Origin of the sequence: Streptomyces populi (genome assembly GCF_002911015.1) — a bacterium.
In the GTDB taxonomy this organism is placed as follows: domain Bacteria; phylum Actinomycetota; class Actinomycetes; order Streptomycetales; family Streptomycetaceae; genus Streptomyces; species Streptomyces populi.
In genome coordinates this window covers 15,367-37,267 of sequence record NZ_KZ626862.1, presented here as the reverse complement: position 1 = coordinate 37,267, position 21,901 = coordinate 15,367, and the positions used below count along the sequence as shown (strand labels likewise).

Genomic DNA, 21,901 nt, shown 5'->3' with positions numbered 1-21,901 from the left:
CACATGCACAGCGGAGGTACCCCCGCGTGACCACCACCCCACCGTCCTCCGCTTTCGCTTCCGCGTTCGCCGCGGTCGATCTCGGCGCCACCAGCGGACGCGTGATCCTGGGCCGGGTCGGCCCGGACAACCTCGACCTCACCGAGGCGCATCGCTTCCCCAACACACCCGTCCGGCTGCCCGGCGGACTGCACTGGGATGTACTGGCCCTCTTCCAGGGCATCCTCGACGGGCTGCGCGAGGCAGCCCGCTCCGGCGGGGTCGCGTCCGTCGGCGTGGACACCTGGGCGGTGGACTACGGGCTCCTGGACGCGGACGGCGCCCTGCTCGGGCACCCCTTCCACTACCGCGACACGCGCAGCGACGGTGCGGCCGAGCGGGTGTGGGCCAAGGTCGGCCGCGAGGAGCTGTACGCGATCACGGGGCTGCAGCACCTGCCCTTCAACACGGTCTTCCAGCTGGCAGCTGCGGCGGGCAGTGTCCAGCTGGGTGCTGCCCGGCGTCTGCTGCTCATGCCCGATCTGCTGGTCCACTGGCTGACCGGCTCGGTCGGCGCCGAGGAGACCAACGCCTCGACCACCGGCCTGCTCGATGCCCGCACGGGCACGTGGTCGAAGGACCTGCTGGACCGGCTCGACATCGACCCGGAGCTGCTTCCCGCGCTGCGCGCTCCTGGTGACCCGGCGGGCACATTGCTCCCCCATGTCGCCGCGTACACCGGGCTTGACCCGAAGACTTCGGTGACGACGGTCGCCTCGCACGACACAGCATCCGCGGTGGTGGCTGTGCCAGCAACGGAGCCCTGCTTCGCCTACATTTCGTGCGGTACCTGGTCGCTGGCCGGTCTGGAGCTGGAGGCTCCGGTCTTGAGCGAGGAGTCGAGGGCCGCCAACTTCACCAACGAGCGTGGCATCGACGGCACGATCCGCTATCTGCGCAACATCATGGGCATGTGGCTGCTGGAGGAATGTCGGCGCACATGGGAGCGGCAGGGACTGCCCACGCACATCCCGGCTCTTCTGGCCGATGCAGCCCGGGCCAAGGCCTTCGACTCGGTTGTCGACCCGGACGCGCCGGAGTTCCTCGCCCCCGGCGACATGCCGGCCCGTATCCGGGACTACTGCGCCAGGACCGGGCAGCGGGTTCCGGGAAGCCAGGGCGCGGTGGTCCGCTGCATTCTGGAGAGTCTGGCCCTGGCCCACCGGCGCGCTCTGCGCCAGGCCGCTGAGCTGGCCGACTGCGATGTCACCCACGTCCACCTGGTCGGTGGGGGGTCGCGCAACGACCTGCTGTGCCAACTGACGGCCGACGCAACCGGGCTGCCCGTCATCGCCGGCCCCACCGAGGCGACTGCCCTGGGCAACATTCTCGTTCAGGCCCGGGCCGCCGGCCTGGTGGGTGACCTCGCCGCGATGCGCAAGCTCATCGCCTCCACCCAGCACCTACGGCACTACACCCCCCGGGGGGACGGTGCCGCGTGGGACGCGGCCGCCGCCCGGATCGCTTCCGCCTCGAGGACTTCGTGATGCGCGTCGCTCTGTTCGCAACCTGTGTCAACGACGCGGTCTATCCGTCCACGGCCATCGCGACCGTGAAGCTGCTGGAACGCCTGGGCGTCACCGTGGACTTCCCCGCGGCGCAGACGTGCTGCGGGCAGCCGCAGTTCAACACCGGCTACCGCAGGGAGACCGAGCCGCTGGTTGAACGCATGACCAGGGCCTTCGAGGGCTACGACTATGTGGTCACCCCCTCCGGGTCCTGTGTCGCGATGGTCCGCGACAACTACCCCCGCATCGGGGACAAGGCCCGCGCCGAAGGACGCGGCACCAGACTGAAGGACGCCGCGACGTCGCTCGTCCCCCGGACGTACGAACTGACGGAGTTCGTGGTAGACGTGCTCGGTGTCACCGATGTCGGGGCGTACTTCCCGCACACGGTCACCTACCACCCCTCCTGCCACGGCCTACGGATGCTGGGGCTGGGCGATCGGCCACGCCGACTGCTTGAGGCCGTGAAGGGGCTGGAGTTGGTGGAACTGCCCGGAGCGGAGGAGTGCTGCGGGTTCGGTGGCACGTTCGCGGTGAAGAACGCCGACGTGTCGACGGCGATGGGTAACGACAAGGTCCGCAACGCCCTGTCCACCGGCGCCGAGGTGCTGTGCGGTGCCGACAACTCCTGCCTGATGCACATCGGCGGCATCCTGCACCGCCAGGACGCCCCGCAGCGGGCGCTGCACATCGCCGAGATTCTCGCGAGCACGGAAGAGGAGCCTGCGGCATGAGCGGCACGTTCGTCGGTATGCCGGCCTTCCCGAAGGCCGCCCACGAGGCGGTGCAGAACGTCACGCTGCGCCGGAATTTGCGGCACGCCACGCACACCATCCGCGACAAGCGTGCGGTGGCGGTGGCGGAGCTCGACGACTGGGATCAGCTCCGCGAGGCCGGGAAGCAGATCAAGGACCACACGCTGAGCCGGCTGGACCACTATCTCGTCCAGTTGGAGGAGTCGGTCACCGCGGCGGGCGGGACGGTGCACTGGGCGGCCGACGCCGATGAGGCGAACCGGATCGTCGCCGATCTGGTGAAGGCGACCGGTGAGAGCGAGGTCGTCAAGGTCAAGTCGATGGCCACGCAGGAGATCGGGCTCAACGAGGCGCTGGAGGCCGAGGGCATCGCCGCCTACGAGACCGATCTGGCCGAGCTGATCGTGCAGTTGGGCAAAGACCGGCCCTCGCACATCCTCGTTCCCGCGATCCACCGCAACCGCGAGGAGATCCGTGACATCTTCCGCTCCGAGATGAGCGCTTGGGGACGCCCGGCACCGGACAACCTCACCGACAGCCCGGCCGAGCTCGCCGAAGCCGCGCGGCTTCACCTGCGGGAGAAGTTCCTGCGGGCGAAGGTCGGCATCTCGGGGGCGAACTTCATGGTCGCCGAGACCGGAACGCTCGTCGTGGTCGAGTCCGAGGGCAACGGCCGTATGTGCCTGACCCTGCCCGAGACCCTGATCTCGGTCGTCGGCATCGAGAAGGTCGTACCGACCTGGCAGGACCTGGAGGTGTTCCTGCAGACCCTGCCACGCTCCTCGACGGCCGAGCGGATGAACCCGTACACGTCCATGTGGACGGGCACGACCGAAGCGGACGGCCCAAAGACCTTCCACCTCGTGCTGCTCGACAACGGCCGCACCGCCACCCTGGCCGACGAGGTCGGCCGGCAGGCCCTGCGCTGCATCCGCTGCTCGGCCTGCCTGAACGTCTGCCCCGTCTACGAACGGGCCGGCGGGCACGCCTACGGATCCGTCTATCCCGGTCCCATCGGCGCGATCCTCACCCCACAACTACGGGGAACCCAGAGCGAGGTCGATGCGTCGCTGCCGTACGCGTCCTCGCTCTGCGGAGCCTGCTACGACGTCTGCCCGGTGGCCATCGACATCCCCGAAGTCCTCGTCCACCTGCGCGAACAGGTCGCAGACCAAGGCGGCAAGGGGCACCGCCTGGAGAAGGTCGCCATCAAGGCGGCCACCTGGGTCCTGGACAACCCCGCCGTCCTCGCGGTGGGCGAGCGTGTCGCCGCCAAGACCCGCAAGCTGCACCCGCGGAAGATACCTGGTCCGGGCGCGAGCCAGTGGACGAACAGCAGGGACCTGCCCGAGATGCCGGCCGAACCGTTTCGCGACTGGTGGAAGAAGAACCGCACATGACATCGTCCACGACGTCCTCCTCGCGCGCTCAGATCCTGGCGCGGGTCCGCACGGCGCTCGCCGACGGCCCTGCGGCGCCGCTGCCCTCGCGGGACTACTTCGCGTCGCACACCCCCGATGATCCGGCGGCGATCCTCGATCTCCTGCACGAAAACCTGGCCGACTACAGGGCGATCGTGCACCGAACCGCGGAGAGCGAACTGCCCACCGTCATTGCCCGGCTGCTGGAACAGCACGACGCGGCGTCGGTCGCGGTACCTGCGGGGCTGCCCGCCGCCTGGCTTTCGGGAGCGAAGATCCAACAGCGTCACGACGTGACCGCCGGACTGGAGGGCGACGGTGTCTCATCGCTGGCCCCGTCGGGCTCAGACCGGCCGGCGGGTGAACCGCTGACGCCGTACGAGCTCGACACTACAGATGCGGTCGTCACCGGATGCGCGGTGGCAATCGCCGAGACCGGAACGATTGTTCTCGACGCCGGTCCGGGACAGGGACGTCGCGCTCTGACACTCGTACCCGACATTCATATCTGCGTTGTCAGAGCTGCGGACCAGGTTGTCGCTTCTGTACCGCAATCACTGCCGCACCTCGATCCGACACGACCGCAAACCTGGATCTCCGGCCCGTCAGCAACCAGCGACATCGAACTCGACCGTGTCGAGGGGGTGCACGGTCCTCGCACTCTGCACGTGGTCCTGGTCACCGACGAATAGGAGAGGCCGCCTTCTGGTCTTGGCGTTGTAGCACGAACTCATCGGCTGCGGTGTACGCGACAGCTTTTCGGCGTCCGCACGCGCACAACAGCTCGGGCGGGCTGGCCTTCGCCCTGCTGCGATCTTCCCGTACGAAGTCGATGCCATCTCCTGGATGCGGCATCTGGTCTGTAGGCAGGAAACAGATTCCAGCGGTGCCCCGCCGATCGGTGTTCCCGTATAGAGCTCAGCAGACAGCGGTGGTGGCGTCCAGGCGGAGCGGCGCGTTCGTGCAGCCGGCTATGTCTTCGACCGTGACGCCGGGGGCGGTTTCGACGAGGGCGAAGCCTTCCGGGGTGATGTCGAGGACACCGAGGTCGGTGATGATGCGGTGCACGCATTGTTCGCCCGTGAGCGGGAGGGTGCACTCCTTGAGGAGCTTGGGGCTGCCGTCCTTGGCGGTGTGTTTCATGAGGACGATGACCCGCCAGGCGCCGTGGACGAGGTCCATGGCTCCGCCCATGCCCTTGACCATTTTGCCGGGGATCATCCAGTTGGCGAGGTCACCCCGTTCTGAGACCTGCATGGCACCCAGGACGGCCGTGTCGATGTGGCCGCCGCGGATCATGCCGAAGGACAGGGCCGAGTCGAAGAAGGACGCGCCCGGCAGGACGGTGACGGTCTCCTTGCCCGCGTTGATGAGGTCGGGGTCGACCTCTGTCTCGGTGGGGTAGGGGCCCGTGCCGAGGATGCCGTTCTCGGAGTGCAGTACGACGTGCACGCCGGTGGGCAGGTGTCCGGGGATCAGCGTCGGCAGGCCGATGCCCAGGTTGACGTAGGAGCCGTCGGTGAGCTCGGCGGCGGCGCGGGCGGCCATCTGGTCGCGGGTCCAGGCCATCAGGAACGTACCGTCCTCTTCTCGATCTTCTTGTCGGAGGCTTCGTCGGCGGTGAGCGCCACGATCCGCTGGACGTAGATGCCGGGCAGGTGGATCTCGTCGGGGCGCAGTTCCCCTGGCTCGGCGAGTTCCTCCACCTCGGCGATGGTGATGCGGCCGGCCATGGCTGCTAGGGGGTTGAAGTTGGCGGCGGCCTTCCGGAAGACCAGGTTGCCGTGGCGGTCGCCGCGCCAGGCGCGTACGAGGGCGAAGTCGGCGGTGATGCCGCGCTCCAGGACGTGCGTGCGGCCTCCGAAGTCGCGGGTCTCCTTGGGCGGGGAGGCCACGGCGACCGAGCCGTCGGGACCGTGCCGCCAGGGCAGTCCGCCCCGGGCGACCTGCGTGCCGACGCCTGCCGGGGTGTAGAAGGCCGGAATACCGGCGCCGCCGGCCCGCAGGCGTTCGGCCAGCGTGCCCTGGGGCACCAGTTCGACCTCGAGTTCTCCGGAGAGGTACTGCCGGGCGAACTCCTTGTTCTCGCCGACGTAGGAGCCGGTGACCCGGCTGATGCGGTGCGCGGCGAGGAGCACGCCGAGGCCGCGGCCGTCGACGCCGCAGTTGTTCGAGACGACCTGCAGGCCGTCGGCGCCGTGTGCGTACAGGGCGCGGATGAGGGTTTCGGGCACGCCACTGAGGCCGAAGCCGCCGACGGCCAGCGAGGCGCCGTCGGGAATGTCGGCGACCGCTTCCGCGGCGCTCGCCCTGACCTTGTTCATGTGGAGAGCGTCCTTTCAGGGGCTCGTGCCGGGCAGGACGGCGGACCAGCCGCCGTCGACGACGAGGTTGGCCCCCGTGATGTAGGCGGCTTCGTCGGAGGCGAGGAAGACGGCGGCGTTGACGACGTCGTCGGGACCTCCGACCCGGCCGAGCGGAATGTGACGGGCGATGGCGCGCATCGGGTGGTCGTCGGAGAGGAGGTTGGTGCGGGAGCCGGCGGTGTCGATCAGGCCGGGGCTGATGCAGTTGGCGCGGATGCCGTGCGGGGCGCCTTCGGCGGCGAGTTGGCGGGTCAGCGCGATGACGGCACCCTTGGAGGCGGAGTGCGCGGTTCGCCGGTTGGTGAGTGAGCCGGTGAGTCCCGCGGTGGAGCCGACGGTGAGAATGCAGCCGTGGCTGCGCCGCAGATGCGGCCAGGCGGAGCGGACGGTCAGCCACACCGAGTCCAGTTCGGCCCGCATGGTGAAGGCGAAGTCCTGGTAGGGCCGGCTGTCGACCGGTCCGAAGCGGACGGCGCCCGCGTTGGCGTAGACGATGTCGATGCCGCCGAAGGCGTCCACGGCTTCCTCGACCCAGGAGGACACGGACTGCTCGTCGGTGACGTCCAGGGGGCCGGGGGTCAGCGCGGTTCCGCCTTCGCGGGCGATGAGGTGCTGCGTCTCGATGGCCTGCTCGTGCAGGAGGTCGCCGCCCACGACGAGCGCGCCCTCGGCCGCGAAACGCAGTGCTGCGGCCCGGCCCTGGCCGCGGGCGGTCCCGGAGATGAGGGCAACCTTGCCGTCGAGCCGCTTCATGCGCCGGTCTCCCCGAGGAGCGCGTCCGACACGGACTTCACGCCGCCGTGCGCGGTCAGGCCGCCGTCCACGGCGATCTCCGCGCCGGTGATGAAAGAGGATTCGTCCGACAGGAGGAAGACGACCAGCGGGGCCACCTCGGCGACGGTGCCCGTGCGTCCGAGCGGGGTCTCACGGACGTTGGCGTCGCGGAAGGCCGGCGCGGCGGAGGCGGTCATCTCGGTCTCGATGTAGCCGGGGTGGATCGTGTTGACGCGGATGCCGCGCGGGCCGAGTTCCGTGGCCGCGGTCTTCGACAGACCGCGCAGCGCCCATTTGCTGGTCGTGTAGGCGACCGGGTAGTGAGCGGTGAGGGCCGCCGAGGAGCCGACGTTCACGATGGACGCACCGGGCGGCATCAGCGGGGCGAGGTGCTGGATGCCGAGCAGCGGTCCGGCCACGTTGACCGCGTGGACCCGTGCCAGGTCGTCTGGGCGCACGTCACCGATGCGGGCGCGCCAGGTAATGCCGGCGTTGTTCACCAGGCCGTGCACCTGCCTGTACGTCTCCTGGAGTTCGGTGGCCAGTTCGGCCCAGTCCTTCTCGCTGGTGACGTCGAGGCGGCGACAGCCTTCGGCGGGTGCGACGTCGGTGGCGATGACGCGGGCTCCCTCCCGCACCAGCGCCTCGGCCTCGGCGGCGCCCTGGCCGCGGGCGGCTCCGGTGACCACGATGACCTTGCCGAGCAGCCTCTTGGGGTGCAGGTCGTTCACGGCCTCTCCCGTGAGCGGCGCCGGCCGGCGGGGAGGGCTATGGGCTCGGTGCCGGGGGCGACGGTGTTGGTCACGGTGCCGATGCCCTCGACGGTGAGCGTGACGGTGTCGCCGGGCTTGAGCGGCGGCGGGGTCTGCTCCCCGCGTACGCCCCACAGTTCGGCGAGGCAGCCGCCGTTGCCGCAGGTGCCGGAGCCGAGCACGTCGCCCGGGACGACCCGGGTGCCGCGGGAGGCGTAGGCGGCCATCTCCTCGAACGTCCAGCTCATGTTGGACAGCAGATCCCGGCCGACGACCTCGCCGTTGACCTCGGCGGTGAGCGCCAGTCTCAGGAAGCCGTCCTCGTCCCGGTACGGTTCGAGTTCATCGGCGGTGACCAGGTACGGGCCGAGGGTGGTGGCGGTGTCCTTGCCCTTGCACGGGCCCAGTCCCACCTTCATCTCGGCGGACTGCAGGTCCCGTGCGGACCAGTCGTTGAAGACCGTGTAGCCGATGATGTGCTCGCGCGCCCGGTCGGGAGTCAGGTCGCGGCCCTCGCGGCCGATGACGGCGGCGACCTCCAGCTCGAAGTCCAGGACGGTGGAACCCGGCGGCATCGGGATGTCGTCGCCGGTCGCGTAGATCGCGTGCGGGTTGGTGAAGTAGAAGGTGGGCGCGGCGTACCACTGCTCGGGCACCCCGCCGGTGCCCTCCACGGAACGGCGAACGCCCTCGACGTGCTCCTCGAAGGTGACGAAGTCCCGTACGGAGGCGGGCCGGAGCGGCGGCAGCAGGCGCACTTCGGAGACGTGCGGGCCTGGTGGGACGTCGAGGGTGGTGGCACCGAGTTCGAGGAGTGCCGGGAGGCCGTCTCCGGCGCGGATGACCTCGGTCAGCGATCGGACGCCGGGGACGGGATACAGGACGCCGTCGTCGTCGTCGTCGACGACGGCGACGCGGGGCCGGTGCTGGTGTTCGTAGGCGGCGAAGCGCATGAGCAGCTCCTGGCTGGGGCCCGGGGCGCGGCGTCGTGTGTCAGGGCAGGTGACACGGCCGCGCCCCGGGAGTTCGGAAGGGGATCAGACCGGCGGGGCGACGAAGCAGCCGCGGTCGGGGTCGTTGAAGGACTCCTTGGCGACGAGCTCGTTCATCGGATTGGCGGTGCCCCACTGGTCGGTGACCTCGGGCTGGGAGAAGTCGTAGACGTGCGGGTGCCAGGTGTCCTCGTCCAGGCATTCCAGCTCGGTGGTGTACTCGACGGTGTTGCCGTGCGGGTCGAGGAAGTACGTGAAGGTGTTGTCACCGGCCATGTGACGGCCGGGGCCCCAGATCTTCTGGAAACCGGCGCGGATCACACGACCGGAGCCGCGCATGTACTCGTCGATGCCGCGCATCTCGAACGACACGTGGTGCAGGGAAGCGTGGGGGCCCTTCGCCAGCGCCATCGAGTGGTGCTGGTTGGAGATCCGCATGAAGTGCATGACCTCGCCCATGTGCGGCGAGCTGAGTGAATCGGAGAGCCGGAAGCCGAGGTGCTGCTCGTACCACTGCCTCGTTCGTTCCAGATCCGGGGAGTTGAGCACGACGTGGGACAGCTTGACCGGGATCGACTCCTTCTCCTCGATCTTGCGGTGCTGTCGCACCGCGACGTCGGCCGAGACCTCGATGGTGCGGCCGTCCACGTCGAAGAAGCGGAAGCCGTAACCGCCGCCGGGGGTGTCCACCTGGCCGGGCTGCGTGATCAGCTGCACGCCGCCGGAGAGGAGCTGTTCGGCCAGGGTGTCGACGTCGGCGGGTGTGGCGGCGCCGTAGGAGACGAGGTCGAGGCGCTTCTCCTCGGCTTTGCGCAGCCTGACGACGTACTGTTCCGGGGAGCCCTCTGCGGCGAGGAAGGAGATCCCGGAGTCCTCGGCGACCTTGGTCAGGCCCCAGACGCCCGCGTAGAAGTCGAGCTGCTTGTCGTAGTCGGGCACGGCCAGGTCGACGTGCCGCAGATGGGTGAGCAGTCGTGCGCTCATGAGCGTTCCTCCTCAGGACTGGGTCAGGTTGAGCAGGGCGGAGGCGGTGCCGCCCCGGATGGCCTCGAAGTCGGCCTCGGGGAGACGTGCGGCGCGCAGCGCGCCGACAGGGTCCTTCGTGCCCATGTCGAAGGGGAAGTCGGAGCCGAGCAGGACGCGGTCGGGGCCGGCGGTCCGGATCAGCTCGCGTAGGACGGACGGGTCGTGCACGAGCGAGTCGAAGTACAGGCGCTTCAGATAGCTGCTGGGCGGATGGGCGCAGCCGGCGGCGGCGTCGGGGCGGGCGGACCAGGCATGGTCGGAGCGGCCGATGTGGGTGGGCAGGTAGCCGCCGCCGTGGGCGGCGATCACTTTCAGCTCCGGGTGGCGGTCGAGCACTCCCGAGAAGATCAGGTGCGACAGTGCCACGGCGTTCTCGGTGGGCTGTCCCACGGTGTTGGACAGGTACCACTGGTCCAGACGCTCGTCCAGGGTGCATCCGAAGGGGTGCAGGAAGATGACGGCGCCCGTCTCCTGCGCTCGCGACCAGAACGGTTCGTAGGCCGGGTCGGACAGTTCCCGGCCCGGGGCGTGGCTGGAGATCTCCACTCCGGCCAGACCCTGTTCCAGTGCGTGATCCAGTGCGCGCACCGTGTGGTCCGGGTGCTGGAGCGGCGCGAGCCCGAGGCCGCGCAGCCGGTGCGGAGCGGCTGAACAGTGTTTGGCTGTCGCCTCGTTGGCCAGCCGGTACAGCTTTTCGGCTGTCTCCTCGTCCGTCCAGTAGTGGTAGTGCGAGGGGGAGGGGCTGACGAGCTGGACGTCCACGCCCTGCGCGTCCATCGCGGCCAGTCGTGCGGCCGGGTCGGTGAGCTGGGGTATGCGGTCGCGCACCATGGGGCCGCTGATTGCGAGGGCTGCGGGGCCGTTGCGCCGCGCATCCAGGGCTCTCGCGGCCGTGAGTCCGGGCAGGCCGTCGAGGAGTGAGTCGACTTCGGGCAGCAGCACGTGCGCGTGGACGTCGACGGTCGGCGAGGTCACGGCAGCTCCCTGAGCATCGTCATCGTGCGGCCCATCAGGCCGGGCACGTCCGCGTCGCGTACGCCGTCGAGCTGCCACTGTCCGATCTGCACGGACGCCTCGACCACCGGACGGACGCGGGCGATCCGCCGGTCGTAGTACGCCTGGAAGAGCGCGTCGTCCCAGTGTTCGGCGCTGATGAGCAGATGCGCGAGCACCCAGGCGTCCTCCAGTGACAGGGCGGCGCCCTGGGCGAGGGTGGGCGGGCAGCAGTGGGCGGCGTCGCCGACGAGGACCACGCGGCCCCGGTGCCAGGAACCCTCGACCAGCATCTGGTCGAACCAGGTGTAGTTGACCTTCGTGGGATCGGTGATGTGCTCGGTGATCTCCGGCCAGAATCCTCCGTAGGCTGCGGTGAGGCTGCGCATCTCGTCGGCGTAGGACTCCGGGGGGATCGATGCCCGGTCGCGGTTGGCCTCGACCACGTAGGCGTACATAGTGGTGTCGCTCGTCGGGCAGTAGCCGGCGATGTAGGCGGGACCGCCGTAGGCGAGATCCGTGCGGGTCACATCGGCCGGCCGGGGGACCGCGACGCGCCAGATGGCCATGCCGGTGGGTTCCGGCTTCGCCGTGATGCCGATGGCGGCGCGGGTGGTGGAACCCATGCCGTCGGCGGCGACCACCAGGTCGTAGTGGCCCTCGGTGCCGTCGGTGAAGCGCACGCTCACGCCGGTGTCGTCCTGTTCCAGGTGCTCGACCCGGGTGCCGAGGCGCACCGACGCGTCGCTGGCGCGGACGGCGTCGATCAGGATGCGTTGCAGTTGGGGGCGCTGCATGCCGACGGTGGCGGGCAGGTCGTCGCCTCCGGTGCGAAGGTCCTCGGCGACGTGCAGGACCGTGCCGTCGGGGGCGGTGATGCCGACGGATCCGAAACCGAAGCCGGAAGCACTGACCTCCTTCCACACGCCCAGTTCGCGCAGGACCCGCAGGGCGTTGCCCTGCAGGGTGATACCTGAACCGGCGGTGGCGTTCCAGTCGTCCTTCGCCTCGATGAGGTCGACGGCGAGACCGGCCCGGCGCAGCAGGATGGTCATGGCGTTTCCGGCGGCGCCGCCACCGATCACCAGGACCGTGCGGGCTGTGTTCATGGAGAACTCCGTTGCTGGGCGCGTCACTTGACCGCGACCGGGTTGACGGGGGAACCGACGGCGCCGGTGATGCGCAAAGGGGCGGCGGTGAGCCAGAACTCGTACACGCCGTCTTCCGCGCAGTCCTCGGCCAGGGCTTCCAGGTCCCACATCTCGCCGATGAGGAGTCCGATGTTGGGTATCGCGACCTGGTGCAGGGGCTGGAAGGCGTTCTCGAACTCGTTGGGGCGGACCTCGAAGCCCCAGGTGTCGGTGGCGATCGCTGCGATCTCGGTGCCGTGGAGCCAGCCGGCCGTGGTGAAGGAAAGCCCCGGTGCGGGGCCTCCGGCGTAGTCACCCCATCCGTCCCGGCGGACGCGCGCGAGCTGGCCGGTGCGCACCAGCACAATGTCGCCGCGGCCCACGCTCACCCCATGGGCCGTGGCGGTGGCGGCCAGGTGCTCCTCTGTGACGGCGAACCCGTCGGGCAGCTCGCCCGCTGCGCCCACGACCTGCCCCACGTCCAGGAGCACACCGCGTCCTGCGACGTGGGGGGCCATGTGCTCGATGCCGGTGATCAGGTCGCCGTCCGAGGTGACGACCTTCTCGGCCGCACGGCCGTTCCACGCCTTGCCGTGGTCGAAGATGTGCCCCAGCCCGTCCCACTGCGTGGAGCACTGGAGCGGCATCGCGATCACGTCGTCGGCGCCGCCGATGCCGTGCGGGAAGCCCTGGTGGCCAAGTGCGGCATCGGTGCCGGTGTCCAGCATGGTGTGCACCGGGTTGGTGCGCCGCCGCCAGCCCTTCTGCGGGCCGTTCATGTCGAAGGACTGCGACAGCGAGAAGCTGACCCCGCGCCGGACGAGACCAGCGGCCTCGCGGCGCTTCGCCTCGTCCAGGAAGTTCAGGGTGCCGAGCCGGTCGTCTTCACCCCAGCGCCCCCAGTTGGAGTACGCCTTGGCCGCCCGCGCAATCGCGGCTTCCGGGTCACGGGGATCCATGGCCGTCATGCCGTCGCCTCCGCCACGCATCGGGTGCGCTGGACGCCGAGCCCGGTGACCGAGCCCTCCATCACGTCGCCGTCGCGCAGCAGACGCCCCCAGTGCATGCCGTTGCCGGCCGGGCTGCCCGTGAGCACGAGATCACCCGGGAGGAGGTGCGCCGTCTGCGAGGCGTACGACACCATCCGCGCGACCTTGAAGATCATGTCCTTGGTCGACTCGTCCTGCATGGTCTCGCCGTTGAGCTTCAGCACCACGCGCAGGTCGTCGGGGTTGGCGATGGACTGCGCGGGCACGATCCATGGGCCGAGCGGCGTGAAACCGGGCGCGTTCTTGCTGCGCAGCCAGTCGGTGCCGATCTGCGGCATGTCCCTGCGGAAGACGGTCGACCGATCGGTCAGATCGTTGGCGATCGTGTAACCCGCGATGTGCGCGGCCGCCTCGTCGACGGACACCCGGTACGCGGGCCGGCCGATCACGACCGCCAGCTCCAGCTCCCAGTCCGGCTTCTCAGCCCAGGCGGGCAGCACGACGTCGTCGTAGGGGCCCGTGATCGCGCTGGGCAGACCGATGAACACGTACGGCAGGTCCTCGGCCGCCCGCCGGTCCATGATCTCGGCCGCCTCCGCCCGCCGTTCCGCCTCCGGCCGGTCGTCGCCGGGGGCACGGTGGGCGACATGCAGGTCGATCACGTGCTGCCGGTAATTCGCACCCGACTGGAAGATCTGACGCGGCTCGACCGGGGCGTGCACCTGAAGGTCCGCAATCGGCGTACGGCTGACACCGGTGTCGGCAGCCAGGGCGCGCAGGTGCGGCAGGGACGTGTCCCAGCGATCCAGCAGGCTCAGCACGGTCAGCTGGTCGTCGCCCAGTGCGGTCCGAAGGTCGAGAGCGTTGCCATCAGGCGTAATGAGAGCAGGAAAGCGGGGCCCGTCGGGGGCCGAGAGAGTCGCGAGGGCGAAAGGTCCGGCGAAGAGTGCGGACGCGGATCCAGGTTTCACGGACATGTCCTCCTGATTGCAGTGCGACTAATCTGGACCCCGCACCACTGATCAGGGAAATTGATTGTATGGATGATTGCCATCCACTTCATGGATGGCCTGTGGTTGATATCGCTCTGTAGAGGGACTTTTGATGAACCTGGCCCGCTTGGATCTCAACCTCGTCGTCGCTTTGCGCGCCCTACTGGAGGAGCGCAACGTCACTCGTGCCGGACAGCGCGTCGGGCTCAGCCAGCCCGCGATGAGCGCCGCTCTCTCCCGGCTGCGCCGGCACTTCGACGACGACCTGCTCGCCCGCGTCGGCGGCCACTACGAGCTGACCGCGCTGGGACAGGTGCTTCTGGACCGCACTTCGACCGCCTATGACGTGCTGGAACGCCTCTTCGCCAGCCAGGCGGACTTCGACCCGGCCAAGGAGAACCGGGAATTCAAGCTGGTGGCGTCCGACTACGCCGTGGCGATCTTCGGCACCGAGCTGGCCCGGGTGATCCACGAGGAGGCGCCCGGGATCCGGCTGCGCTTCTCCCAGACCCCGACCACCGTGGTGGACGACACCGCCACGCTGCTGAGCGCCAGCGACGGTCTGTTCATGCCGCACGGGGTCATCAGCGACTTCCCCGCCACCGACCTCTACGACGACCGCTGGGTCTTCCTCGTCGCGCGGGACCACCCGAGCGTCGACGACCGGCTCACCCGCAAGGACCTCGCCCGCCTTCCCTGGGTGACGTACCAGCGGACGTACGACGCCCCGGCGGTGCGCCAGCTCGGCATGCTCGGCGTCGAACCGCGGGTCGAGGTCTCCGTCGACAGCTTCCAGTCGCTGCCCCTGCTGGTCGCGGGGACCCGACGCATCGCGCTGATCCAGGAGCGCATGGCCCGGATGATGGAACCCATCGCAGCCGTGCGGGTGGTAGAGCCGCCCTACGAAGCCGTGCCGCTGAGGGAAGCGCTGTGGTGGCACCCGGTGCACACGCACGACGCGGCACACATCTGGCTGCGCGAGACCGCCGCCCGCGTCGGGGCCCGTCTGGGCCACCAGGACTGAGCGGCGTTTTCGACATTCCAGCCAGAGATGCCTGCCGGACGGGAAGCCGCTGAGGCCCGGGGCAGCAGACGACATCACTATCCGCGCGCTGGATCGAGGGCATCGGCAACTCGAATGACGTGAGGGGTGGGCAGGCCGAGAACCGGAACGCATAGTCGGGGGACACCGCCCGCGCCGGTCGGCCGACTGCGGAGCCGCCTGCACAGCAGATCCGGCCCGGTCCGCTGCACGGCGCTTCTCCCTCACGTCCCACGGAGTGTCGCCATGCCCACTTCCGCCGCCCTGCCATCTCACGAACACACGGGGGACCCGGCCGTCAGGGGCAGGCTGCCCGCCGTGCTGCTGATGGCCGGAAGCTGCCTGCCGATCCTGGGAGCCGTCCTCATCGCACCCGTCCTGCCACGCATGCAGGACCACTTCTCCCACATCGCCGGCAGCGAGGCTCTCGTCCCGCTCGTGCTCACCGTCCCCGCCCTCTCCCTGGCCGCGCTCGCCCCGTTCGCCGGCGTCCTCGTCGACCGGCTCGGCCGCAAGCGCCTGCTGGTCGCAGCCACCGTGCTGTACGCCCTGTTCGGCACCGCCCCACTGTGGCTGGGCTCCCTCTACGGCATCGTGCTCAGCCGCGTCCTGGTGGGCGTCGCCGAAGCGGCCATCATGACGTGCTGCACCACCATGATCGGCGACTACTACAGCGGACGGACCCGTGACCGGTACCTCGCGCTGCAGACCATGTGCGCATCGGCGTCCGCCACACTCTTCTTCGTCCTGGGCGGGGCTCTCGGCTCGATCGGCTGGAGAGCGCCCTTTTGGCTGTACGCCGTCGGCCTGCTGCTCGCTCCGGTGATGGCCCGGGTCCTCCCGGCTCCACATCCGACCGTCACTGAGCCGACATCGGTCGGCCAGCACCCCTTCCCCCTGCGGCGCATGGCGGGGATCTGCCTGCTGACCGTCTTCGGCGCGGCGGTCTTCTACACCGTGCCCGTGGAGATGTCGTACCTGATGGACGACCTGGGCGTGCACTCCACCGGAGTGGTGGGCGCGGTCACGGCGCTGGCCAGCGCGGCCACGGTCGTGGGCTCGGTGCTCTTCACCCGGCTCACCGATCGGCCCCGCCGCCGTATGCCGGTCCTCTTTCTCCTGTGTGCCGTGGGCTTTCTGCTGATGGGGGCGACGGACCATGTCGCCCTCCTCGTCGTCGGCGCCGTCGTCAACTGCGTCGGTACCGGGCTGCTTCTGCCCTCTCTGCTGACGCTGGCGCTGTCCCGGCTCGATTTCGCCGACCGCGGACGCGGCACCGGCCTGTGGACGGCGGCCTTCTTCCTCGGTGAATTCGCGTGTCCGCTCGCGCTGCTGGCCGCCAAGGGCATGCTGGGCACGCTGGCCTCGGCCGTCGTCCTCCTCGGCCTGCTCACGATGCTGGTCTCGGCCGCGCTGCTTCCCCTGACCCGCCGATCGCCGAAGACGCTGCCCCAGCATGTTCCCGAAAGCATCTGACTCTGACGGGTCACCGCACCGACGTCCTCATGGTCGACCGGCGCACGACCAGTTCCGGCTGCAGCACGACGTGGGTGTGTTCGTGCGTGGCGGGTTCCGCCGTGTCCTCGAGGAGCAGCCTGCCTGCTTCCCGGCCCAACGTGAGAGCCGGCCGTCGCACCGAAGTGAGCGGAACGACGGCGGACGCGGCGAACTCGATGTCGTCGTATCCCACCACTCCGATGTCTTCCGGAACCCGCAGACCAGCCTCGTACAGTGCCTGCATCACCCCGAGAGCAAGCAGGTCATTGGCACAGAAGACGGCAGTGGGGCGTTTCCTGAGGCCGAGGATCCTGTATCCGGCGTCTTTGCCGGCGCTCACTGTGAGCGCCGGGCACGGCAGGTCCCGAAGAGACTCCGCCGGAAGGCCGGCCATGCTGACCGCGATGGCGGCCCCCCGGCGCCGGTCTCGGACCTGCTGGAGACTGTCCGGTCCGCTGACGTAGCCGATCGACCGGTGCCCCTGCTGGATCAGGTGGCGCACGGCGGCCTGTCCTCCGGCGACGTCGTCGATGCCGACCGAACAGGCCCCCTGTTGAGGGGCGTTCTGGTCCGCGATGACGTACGGCACCCCGTTACGACGGAAGCCTGCCACCCTGCGCCCTGTGTCGTCTCCGGAGGCCAGGACGGCGCCGCGGACCTGGTGCGAGGTGATCAGCGAAAGGTGACGGGCCTCGTCGGCCGGTCCTCGGCCGGCCGTGCACACCATGACACCGAGGTCGGCTTCGAGCGCGGCCTGTTCCACACCGGCGGCCAGCGCGGTGAAGAAGGGGTTGGCCAGGTCGAGGACCAGGACGGCCACGAGTCGGGAAGTGAAGCCGTGCAACTGGCGCGCGCCGTCCGAGCGTACGTACCCGAGGGTGTCGATGACGTCCAGGACCCGCTGCCGGGTCGGCGCGGCCACGATGTCGGGGCGGTTGAGGACGTTGGAGACCGTGCCGAGCGAGACGCCGGCCTCCCGTGCCACGTCCTTGATGCCCACTCGGCGCCGGGCTCTGGCTTCCCGGGTTGCTGCTGGGCGGTGGCGCGGTGGTTCGCGCTGGGCTGCGGGCATGGTGGGCATCGTTCGTTCCACGGTCTACCGGCCTCCTGGCGCTGCCGTGCTCTTCCGCACGACCAGGCGCGGCGTCATGGTGGTGCGGATCGCCCGGTCCCGGCGGCCTTCGACCCTCTCGATGAGCAGGCGTGCGGCCGTCGAGCCCATGGTGTGTCCGGCCTGGTCGACGCTGGTCAGCTGGACAGGGGCCAGAGCGGCGAGGGCCGTGTTGTTGTAGCCGACGAGGGAGAGATCGTCGGGGATGCGCAGGCCGAGCTCGTGGGCGGCGCGATAGATGCCCAGGGCCGCGACGTCGGCGCCGGTCATGATGGCGGTAGGGGGGCGTTCCGCGGTCAACAACGTCATGCCTGCTTTGAAACCGCCGTCGTCGGAGTACGCGGCATGGTGCACCTGGGTGTGGCCGGCGAGACCGTGCCGTTGCATGGCCTCCATGTAGCCGGAGGCGAGCACGATCTCGGGTGTCCTCTTCCACTGGCCCGTCTTGCCGCCCGGTGCCGAGACGAGGGCGATGTCGCGGTGGCCGAGGGAGACCAGGTGGTCCACCACCAGACCGGCGCCGATGTCGTCGGCGTCGACGACGGAATCGTGGCTGTCCGCAGCGTCGTCATGGCCGATCACCACCGTGGGTGTCGCTGCGGCGGTGGTGAGGACCTCCGGGCGCGGAGTGCTCGGTGCGATGAGGATCAGGCCGTCCATCTGGCGGTCCACCATGGAACGAATGGTGCGCGCCTGGTCCTGCGCGTCGAATCCGGCCGCTCCGATCAGCACGGTGTAGTCGGAGCTGCGCAGCTCGTCCCGGATGCCGTCCAGGATGTCGGCGAAGAAGGCGTTGCGGACGTTGTCCAGCAGGACACCGATCGTGTAGGTCCGCCCGCGCATGCCACGTGCGGCGGCGTGGGGGCGGTAGTTGAGGGCGGTGATCGCGGCCTGCACCTTCTCGTGCATGGCCGGGCTCACTCCGTAGGCGTTGTTGAGCACCTTGGACACGGCCGCGGTGGACACGCCTGCGTGCCGGGCGACGTCGGTGATCGTCACGCGCTTGTTCTGCCTGGGTTCCGCAGCCCCGTCCATCGCCCGCACTCCGGTTCTCGTAGTCATTGGTGTAACGGTTTACAGGATGTCACACGCCGGGCGTCAAGTCTCTTGTGGAAATCCCCGGTGTTACAGCTCCGTGTCTTGACGGAGTCGAGTGACAGGTGCAGGGTGTTGCCCACTCGACATGGAGAACGTTTTACGAACTCCTGCGGCGCGGCCGCCTGTCGCTCTCGGCGCCGTCCTTGCGCCTTCGCCTCACATCTCGCTTCTTCTCCGACCTCTGGGAGTCACCCGTGTCCCTTCGCACGTCCCGCGCTCGGCGCGCACGTCTGAGCCTGTTCACGGCCGGCGCGGCCTCCATGGCCCTGCTCGCCACCGCATGCGGCGGCAGCGGGAGTGGTACCGCGGCTGCGCCGAAGAACTTCAGCTACCTCAGCGTCACCGAGAACACCACCGTCAAGACCGCACTGACCAGCCTGTCCGAGGGCTCGTGCAAGTCCGCGAACGACGCGCTGCCGCTGAAGGTCGAAACCGTTCCCCAGGCGAGCCTCGACCAGAAGCTGCAGCTGCTCGCCGGGCAGGGCGCCCTGCCCGTGCAGTTCGCCGCGGGCAATGCCCCCGCGCTCACCCAGAAGCTCGCGAAGTCGGGGAAGATCGCCGACCTGGAAGCCAAGCTGAAGGAGCTGGGGGTCGACGACCAGCTGGAGCCGGCCGCCGTGTCGACGATCAAGGCGCTGTACGGCGGCAAGCTGGAGGTCCTGCCGTACGAGTACAACATCGAGGGTGTCTTCTACAACAAGAAGATCTTCGAGGCCAACGGCCTGAAGGTCCCCGGGACCTGGGACGAGCTGGTCGCTTCGGCTGCCAAGCTGCAGGCCAAGGGCATCCAGCCGTTCTCCGCCTCCGGTCAGCAGGGCTGGCCGCTGACCCGTCTCATCAGCGGCTACCTCTACCGCAGCCTCGGCCCGGACGCGCTCAAGGACGTCGCCGACGGCAAGGCGAAGCTGACCGACCCGCAGTACGTCAAGGCCGCCACCGAGATCGCCGCCCTCGGCAAGAAGGGCTACTTCGGCAAGGGCGTCGGCTCCATCGACTACGACACCGCCATGAACCAGTTCCTCACCGGCAAGGCCGCCATGCTCTACATGGGCAGCTGGGCACTGGCGAACATCTCGGACGCCAAGCAGGACAAGATCGGCGCGACCAACGTCGGCTTCATGCCCTTCCCGGCTGTCGCCGGCGGCAAGGGCTCCATCGACCAGTACCCGTCCAACGTCGGCCTCGGCATCACCCTGGGTGCCAAGTCCTTCGACGAGAAGACCGGCGCCTGGGTCTCCTGCATCGCCAAGAACTACGGCAGCAAGGCGCTCAAGGACCACGGCTCGATCTCCGGCTTCAAGGTCAACACCCCGGTCACGGACGCCAACAAGGTCACGACCCAGGTGCGCGACACGATCAGCGCCTCCAAGCAGAACGTCCTGTGGTTCGAGGCGCTGTTCGGCACCAAGGCCACCACGGTCAGCCAGACCAACGCCGCGGGCCTGGTCAGCGGAAGCATGAGCCCCCAGCAGTTCATGCAGACCGTCCAGGACGCACTGTCCGCTCAGTGAGCCGACCGGGGCGGCGCGCCTGACGCCACACGCATCTTCTGCACGCCGCCCCGGCGCCTGCTCGGCACAACTCCTCATCGTCATCGAAGTGGATACCACTCATGCACCGCGTACTCGGTGACCGCAGGGCCATCGCGATCCTGCTCGGTCCCGCGCTTCTCGTCTATTCCCTGATCATGCTCGTCCCGATGGTGTGGTCGCTCGGCTACTCCTTCACCAAGGGCAACTCCATCGACGGCTTCACCGGCAACGGCTTCGCCAACTTCTCCCGCCTGCTGGATGATCCCGCCGTCCGTCACGCCCTGTGGTTCACCCTCAAGTACGCCGTCGTCGTCACCGCCGGTCAGGTGGTCGCGGGCTACCTCCTGGCCCTGCTCTACGTCTTCTTCCTCAAGCGGGCCTCCGCGCTCGTGCGGACCCTCGTGTTCTTCCCCGTCGTGCTGCCCACGGTCGCCGTCGGCCTGCTCTTCCAGAAGTTCTTCCAGGTCGCACCGCAGACCGGCCCCGTCAACTCGCTCCTGAACGCGGTCGGCATCGACTCCATCGACTTCTTTGGAAGCTCTTCGAGCGCCTTCTGGGTCCTGATCGTCATGGACATCTGGCGCTCGATGGGCTTCTACGCCGTGCTGCTCTTCGCCGGCCTCGTCGACATCCCTGAGGAAGTCCTCGAATCCGCCCGACTCGACGGAGCGACCGGCCTGCGACTGGTGCGCCACATCGTGCTGCCGCTGTCCCTGCCCGTGCTCATGTCCTCCCTGATCTTCAGCATCAACGGCACGCTGAAGGCCTTCGACTCCATCGTCGCGCTCACCAACGGCGGCCCGGGCAACAGCACCACCCCTTTGACCCTGTACATGTTCCAGACGTCGTTCACCTACGGCGACTACGGCTACGGCAGCACCATCGCCGTACTGCTCACCGTCGTATGCCTCTTGGTGAGCCTGGTCGTCTTCCGCGTCTCACGGCGCGACCTCACGGAAGGCTGACAGCCATGGCCATCGACACCCCTGTGAAGGCCACCGCCCATCAGGCAAGCCCTGGACCGTCTGCTGCTTCCAGCCGGCCCCGGCGACGCGTCCCATTCAGCAAGCTGTGGGTGAAGATCGTTGTCACCCTGCTGCTGGTCGTCGAGATCTACCCACTGGTCTGGATGTTCCTGACCTCGCTGAAGTCCAACAGCGACTACCTCAACCACTCCACCTGGAGCCTGCCCACCACGTGGGAGTGGGGCAACTATGCCGAAGCGTGGACCACGGGCCACATCGGGCTCTACGTCCGCAACAGCCTGCTCGCCGTCGTTCCTGCGCTGGCCCTGATCCTGCTGCTGGGCGCGGCAGCGGGCTTCGCACTCCAGGTCATGGTGTGGAAGGGCCGCAACCTCACCCTGCTGATCTTCCTGGCCGGCATGATGGTGCCACCGCAGATGATCCTGCTTCCTCTGTTCACGGTGTACTTCCAGACCGGGCTGTCCGGCACGCTGTGGCCGCTGATCCTCACCTACACCGGCACGGGCCTGCCGCTGACCGTCTTCATGATGGCCACCTACTACAAGTCCGTCCCGCGTGAACTCTTCGAAGCGGCCACGATCGACGGCGCCGGGATCCTGCGCTCCTTTTGGACCATCAGCGTCCCGATGGTCCGCAACGCACTCCTGACGGTCGGGCTGGTCGAGTTCTTCTTCATCTGGAACGACCTGCTGATCGCCCTCACCTTCACCAACAGCCAGGATCTGCGCACCGTCCAGGTCGGCCTGCTCAACTTCACCGGCGACTTCGGCGCCACCCAGTACGGCCCCCTGTTCGCCGCGATCTGCCTCAACGTTTTCGGCACCCTCCTGATCTACCTCTTCCTCAACCAGAAGGTCATGAAGGGACTCACTTCCGGAGCGCTCAAGGGCTGACCTCC

At 68.9% G+C, this 21,901-nt stretch carries 21 protein-coding genes; 9 read left to right on the top strand and 12 right to left on the bottom strand.

Features of this window, described 5'->3' with window-relative positions; translation table 11 throughout:
* Positions 1-26 precede the first annotated feature (26 nt).
* From CW362_RS14445 to CW362_RS14430, 4 genes are read left to right on the top strand one after another with little or no spacing between them, the layout of a single operon-like run.
* Positions 27-1,526: a rhamnulokinase gene (locus CW362_RS14445; protein ID WP_103549843.1), complete on the top strand. Its 1,500-nt coding sequence runs from the start codon at positions 27-29 to the stop codon at positions 1,524-1,526.
* Positions 1,526-2,281 carry a (Fe-S)-binding protein gene (locus CW362_RS14440; protein WP_103549893.1) on the top strand — a complete coding sequence of 252 codons (756 nt, stop codon included), beginning with the start codon at positions 1,526-1,528 and terminating at the stop codon, positions 2,279-2,281. The genes CW362_RS14445 and CW362_RS14440 overlap by 1 nt, the downstream gene beginning before the upstream one ends.
* Positions 2,278-3,702 (top strand): LutB/LldF family L-lactate oxidation iron-sulfur protein, encoded by a 1,425-nt coding sequence (locus CW362_RS14435; protein WP_103549842.1) that lies wholly within the window; start codon positions 2,278-2,280, stop codon positions 3,700-3,702. Before CW362_RS14440 ends, CW362_RS14435 begins: the two co-directional genes overlap by 4 nt.
* On the top strand, positions 3,699-4,415 hold the full coding sequence (locus CW362_RS14430; protein ID WP_103549841.1) for a LutC/YkgG family protein: 717 nt from the start codon (positions 3,699-3,701) through the stop codon (positions 4,413-4,415). Before CW362_RS14435 ends, CW362_RS14430 begins: the two co-directional genes overlap by 4 nt.
* Before the next feature lie 226 nt (positions 4,416-4,641).
* On the opposite strand, the gene CW362_RS14425 is transcribed toward CW362_RS14430, so the two are convergent.
* The 10 genes from CW362_RS14425 to CW362_RS14380 all read right to left on the bottom strand — a co-directional run bounded on the left by CW362_RS14425 (position 4,642) and on the right by CW362_RS14380 (position 13,722).
* Positions 4,642-5,292, bottom strand: a complete 651-nt coding sequence (locus tag CW362_RS14425) for a CoA transferase subunit B (RefSeq protein ID WP_103549840.1) — start codon at positions 5,290-5,292, stop codon at positions 4,642-4,644.
* On the bottom strand, positions 5,292-6,047 hold the full coding sequence (locus tag CW362_RS14420; protein ID WP_103549839.1) for a CoA transferase subunit A: 756 nt from the start codon (positions 6,045-6,047) through the stop codon (positions 5,292-5,294). Before CW362_RS14420 ends, CW362_RS14425 begins: the two co-directional genes overlap by 1 nt.
* A 15-nt stretch (positions 6,048-6,062) precedes the next feature.
* A complete protein-coding gene (locus CW362_RS14415) occupies positions 6,063-6,842 on the bottom strand; it encodes an SDR family NAD(P)-dependent oxidoreductase (RefSeq protein WP_103549838.1) in 780 nt (259 codons plus the stop codon).
* Positions 6,839-7,594 (bottom strand): SDR family NAD(P)-dependent oxidoreductase, encoded by a 756-nt coding sequence (locus tag CW362_RS14410; protein WP_103549837.1) that lies wholly within the window; start codon positions 7,592-7,594, stop codon positions 6,839-6,841. Before CW362_RS14410 ends, CW362_RS14415 begins: the two co-directional genes overlap by 4 nt.
* Positions 7,591-8,568, bottom strand: coding sequence for a fumarylacetoacetate hydrolase family protein (locus CW362_RS14405; protein WP_103549836.1), 978 nt, complete (start codon positions 8,566-8,568; stop codon positions 7,591-7,593). The genes CW362_RS14410 and CW362_RS14405 overlap by 4 nt, the downstream gene beginning before the upstream one ends.
* 84 nt (positions 8,569-8,652) lie before the next feature.
* On the bottom strand, positions 8,653-9,591 hold the full coding sequence (locus CW362_RS14400) for a VOC family protein (RefSeq protein WP_103549835.1): 939 nt from the start codon (positions 9,589-9,591) through the stop codon (positions 8,653-8,655).
* A 12-nt stretch (positions 9,592-9,603) separates the two neighbouring features.
* A complete protein-coding gene (locus tag CW362_RS14395; RefSeq protein WP_162684073.1) occupies positions 9,604-10,608 on the bottom strand; it encodes an amidohydrolase family protein in 1,005 nt (334 codons plus the stop codon).
* Positions 10,605-11,735 carry an FAD-dependent oxidoreductase gene (locus CW362_RS14390; RefSeq protein ID WP_103549833.1) on the bottom strand — a complete coding sequence of 377 codons (1,131 nt, stop codon included), beginning with the start codon at positions 11,733-11,735 and terminating at the stop codon, positions 10,605-10,607. The genes CW362_RS14395 and CW362_RS14390 overlap by 4 nt, the downstream gene beginning before the upstream one ends.
* Positions 11,736-11,758: 23 nt before the next feature.
* On the bottom strand, positions 11,759-12,715 hold the full coding sequence (locus CW362_RS14385) for a cyclase family protein (RefSeq protein WP_103549892.1): 957 nt from the start codon (positions 12,713-12,715) through the stop codon (positions 11,759-11,761).
* Between the two features lie 5 nt (positions 12,716-12,720).
* Positions 12,721-13,722: a fumarylacetoacetate hydrolase family protein gene (locus tag CW362_RS14380; protein WP_103549832.1), complete on the bottom strand. Its 1,002-nt coding sequence runs from the start codon at positions 13,720-13,722 to the stop codon at positions 12,721-12,723.
* 127 nt (positions 13,723-13,849) lie between these two features.
* Between CW362_RS14380 and CW362_RS14375 the strand changes: the two genes are divergently transcribed.
* The gene (locus CW362_RS14375) at positions 13,850-14,761 is read left to right on the top strand and encodes a LysR family transcriptional regulator (protein WP_103549831.1); all 912 of its coding nucleotides are present in this window, start codon (positions 13,850-13,852) and stop codon (positions 14,759-14,761) included.
* Positions 14,762-15,025: 264 nt separating this feature from the next.
* A complete protein-coding gene (locus CW362_RS14370) occupies positions 15,026-16,255 on the top strand; it encodes an MFS transporter (protein ID WP_103549830.1) in 1,230 nt (409 codons plus the stop codon).
* Between the two features lie 10 nt (positions 16,256-16,265).
* On the opposite strand, the gene CW362_RS14365 is transcribed toward CW362_RS14370, so the two are convergent.
* On the bottom strand, positions 16,266-17,348 hold the full coding sequence (locus tag CW362_RS14365) for a LacI family DNA-binding transcriptional regulator (RefSeq protein WP_103549891.1): 1,083 nt from the start codon (positions 17,346-17,348) through the stop codon (positions 16,266-16,268).
* A gap of 24 nt (positions 17,349-17,372) precedes the next feature.
* Positions 17,373-18,449 carry a LacI family DNA-binding transcriptional regulator gene (locus CW362_RS14360; protein WP_240657791.1) on the bottom strand — a complete coding sequence of 359 codons (1,077 nt, stop codon included), beginning with the start codon at positions 18,447-18,449 and terminating at the stop codon, positions 17,373-17,375.
* 230 nt (positions 18,450-18,679) lie between these two features.
* Between CW362_RS14360 and CW362_RS14355 the strand changes: the two genes are divergently transcribed.
* From CW362_RS14355 to CW362_RS14345, 3 genes are all read left to right on the top strand, one after another.
* Positions 18,680-19,996 carry an ABC transporter substrate-binding protein gene (locus tag CW362_RS14355; RefSeq protein ID WP_103549828.1) on the top strand — a complete coding sequence of 439 codons (1,317 nt, stop codon included), beginning with the start codon at positions 18,680-18,682 and terminating at the stop codon, positions 19,994-19,996.
* Between the two features lie 101 nt (positions 19,997-20,097).
* Positions 20,098-20,982, top strand: a complete 885-nt coding sequence (locus CW362_RS14350) for a carbohydrate ABC transporter permease (protein ID WP_103549827.1) — start codon at positions 20,098-20,100, stop codon at positions 20,980-20,982.
* A 110-nt stretch (positions 20,983-21,092) separates the two neighbouring features.
* The gene (locus CW362_RS14345) at positions 21,093-21,896 is read left to right on the top strand and encodes a carbohydrate ABC transporter permease (protein WP_240657790.1); all 804 of its coding nucleotides are present in this window, start codon (positions 21,093-21,095) and stop codon (positions 21,894-21,896) included.
* Positions 21,897-21,901: the final 5 nt, after the last annotated feature.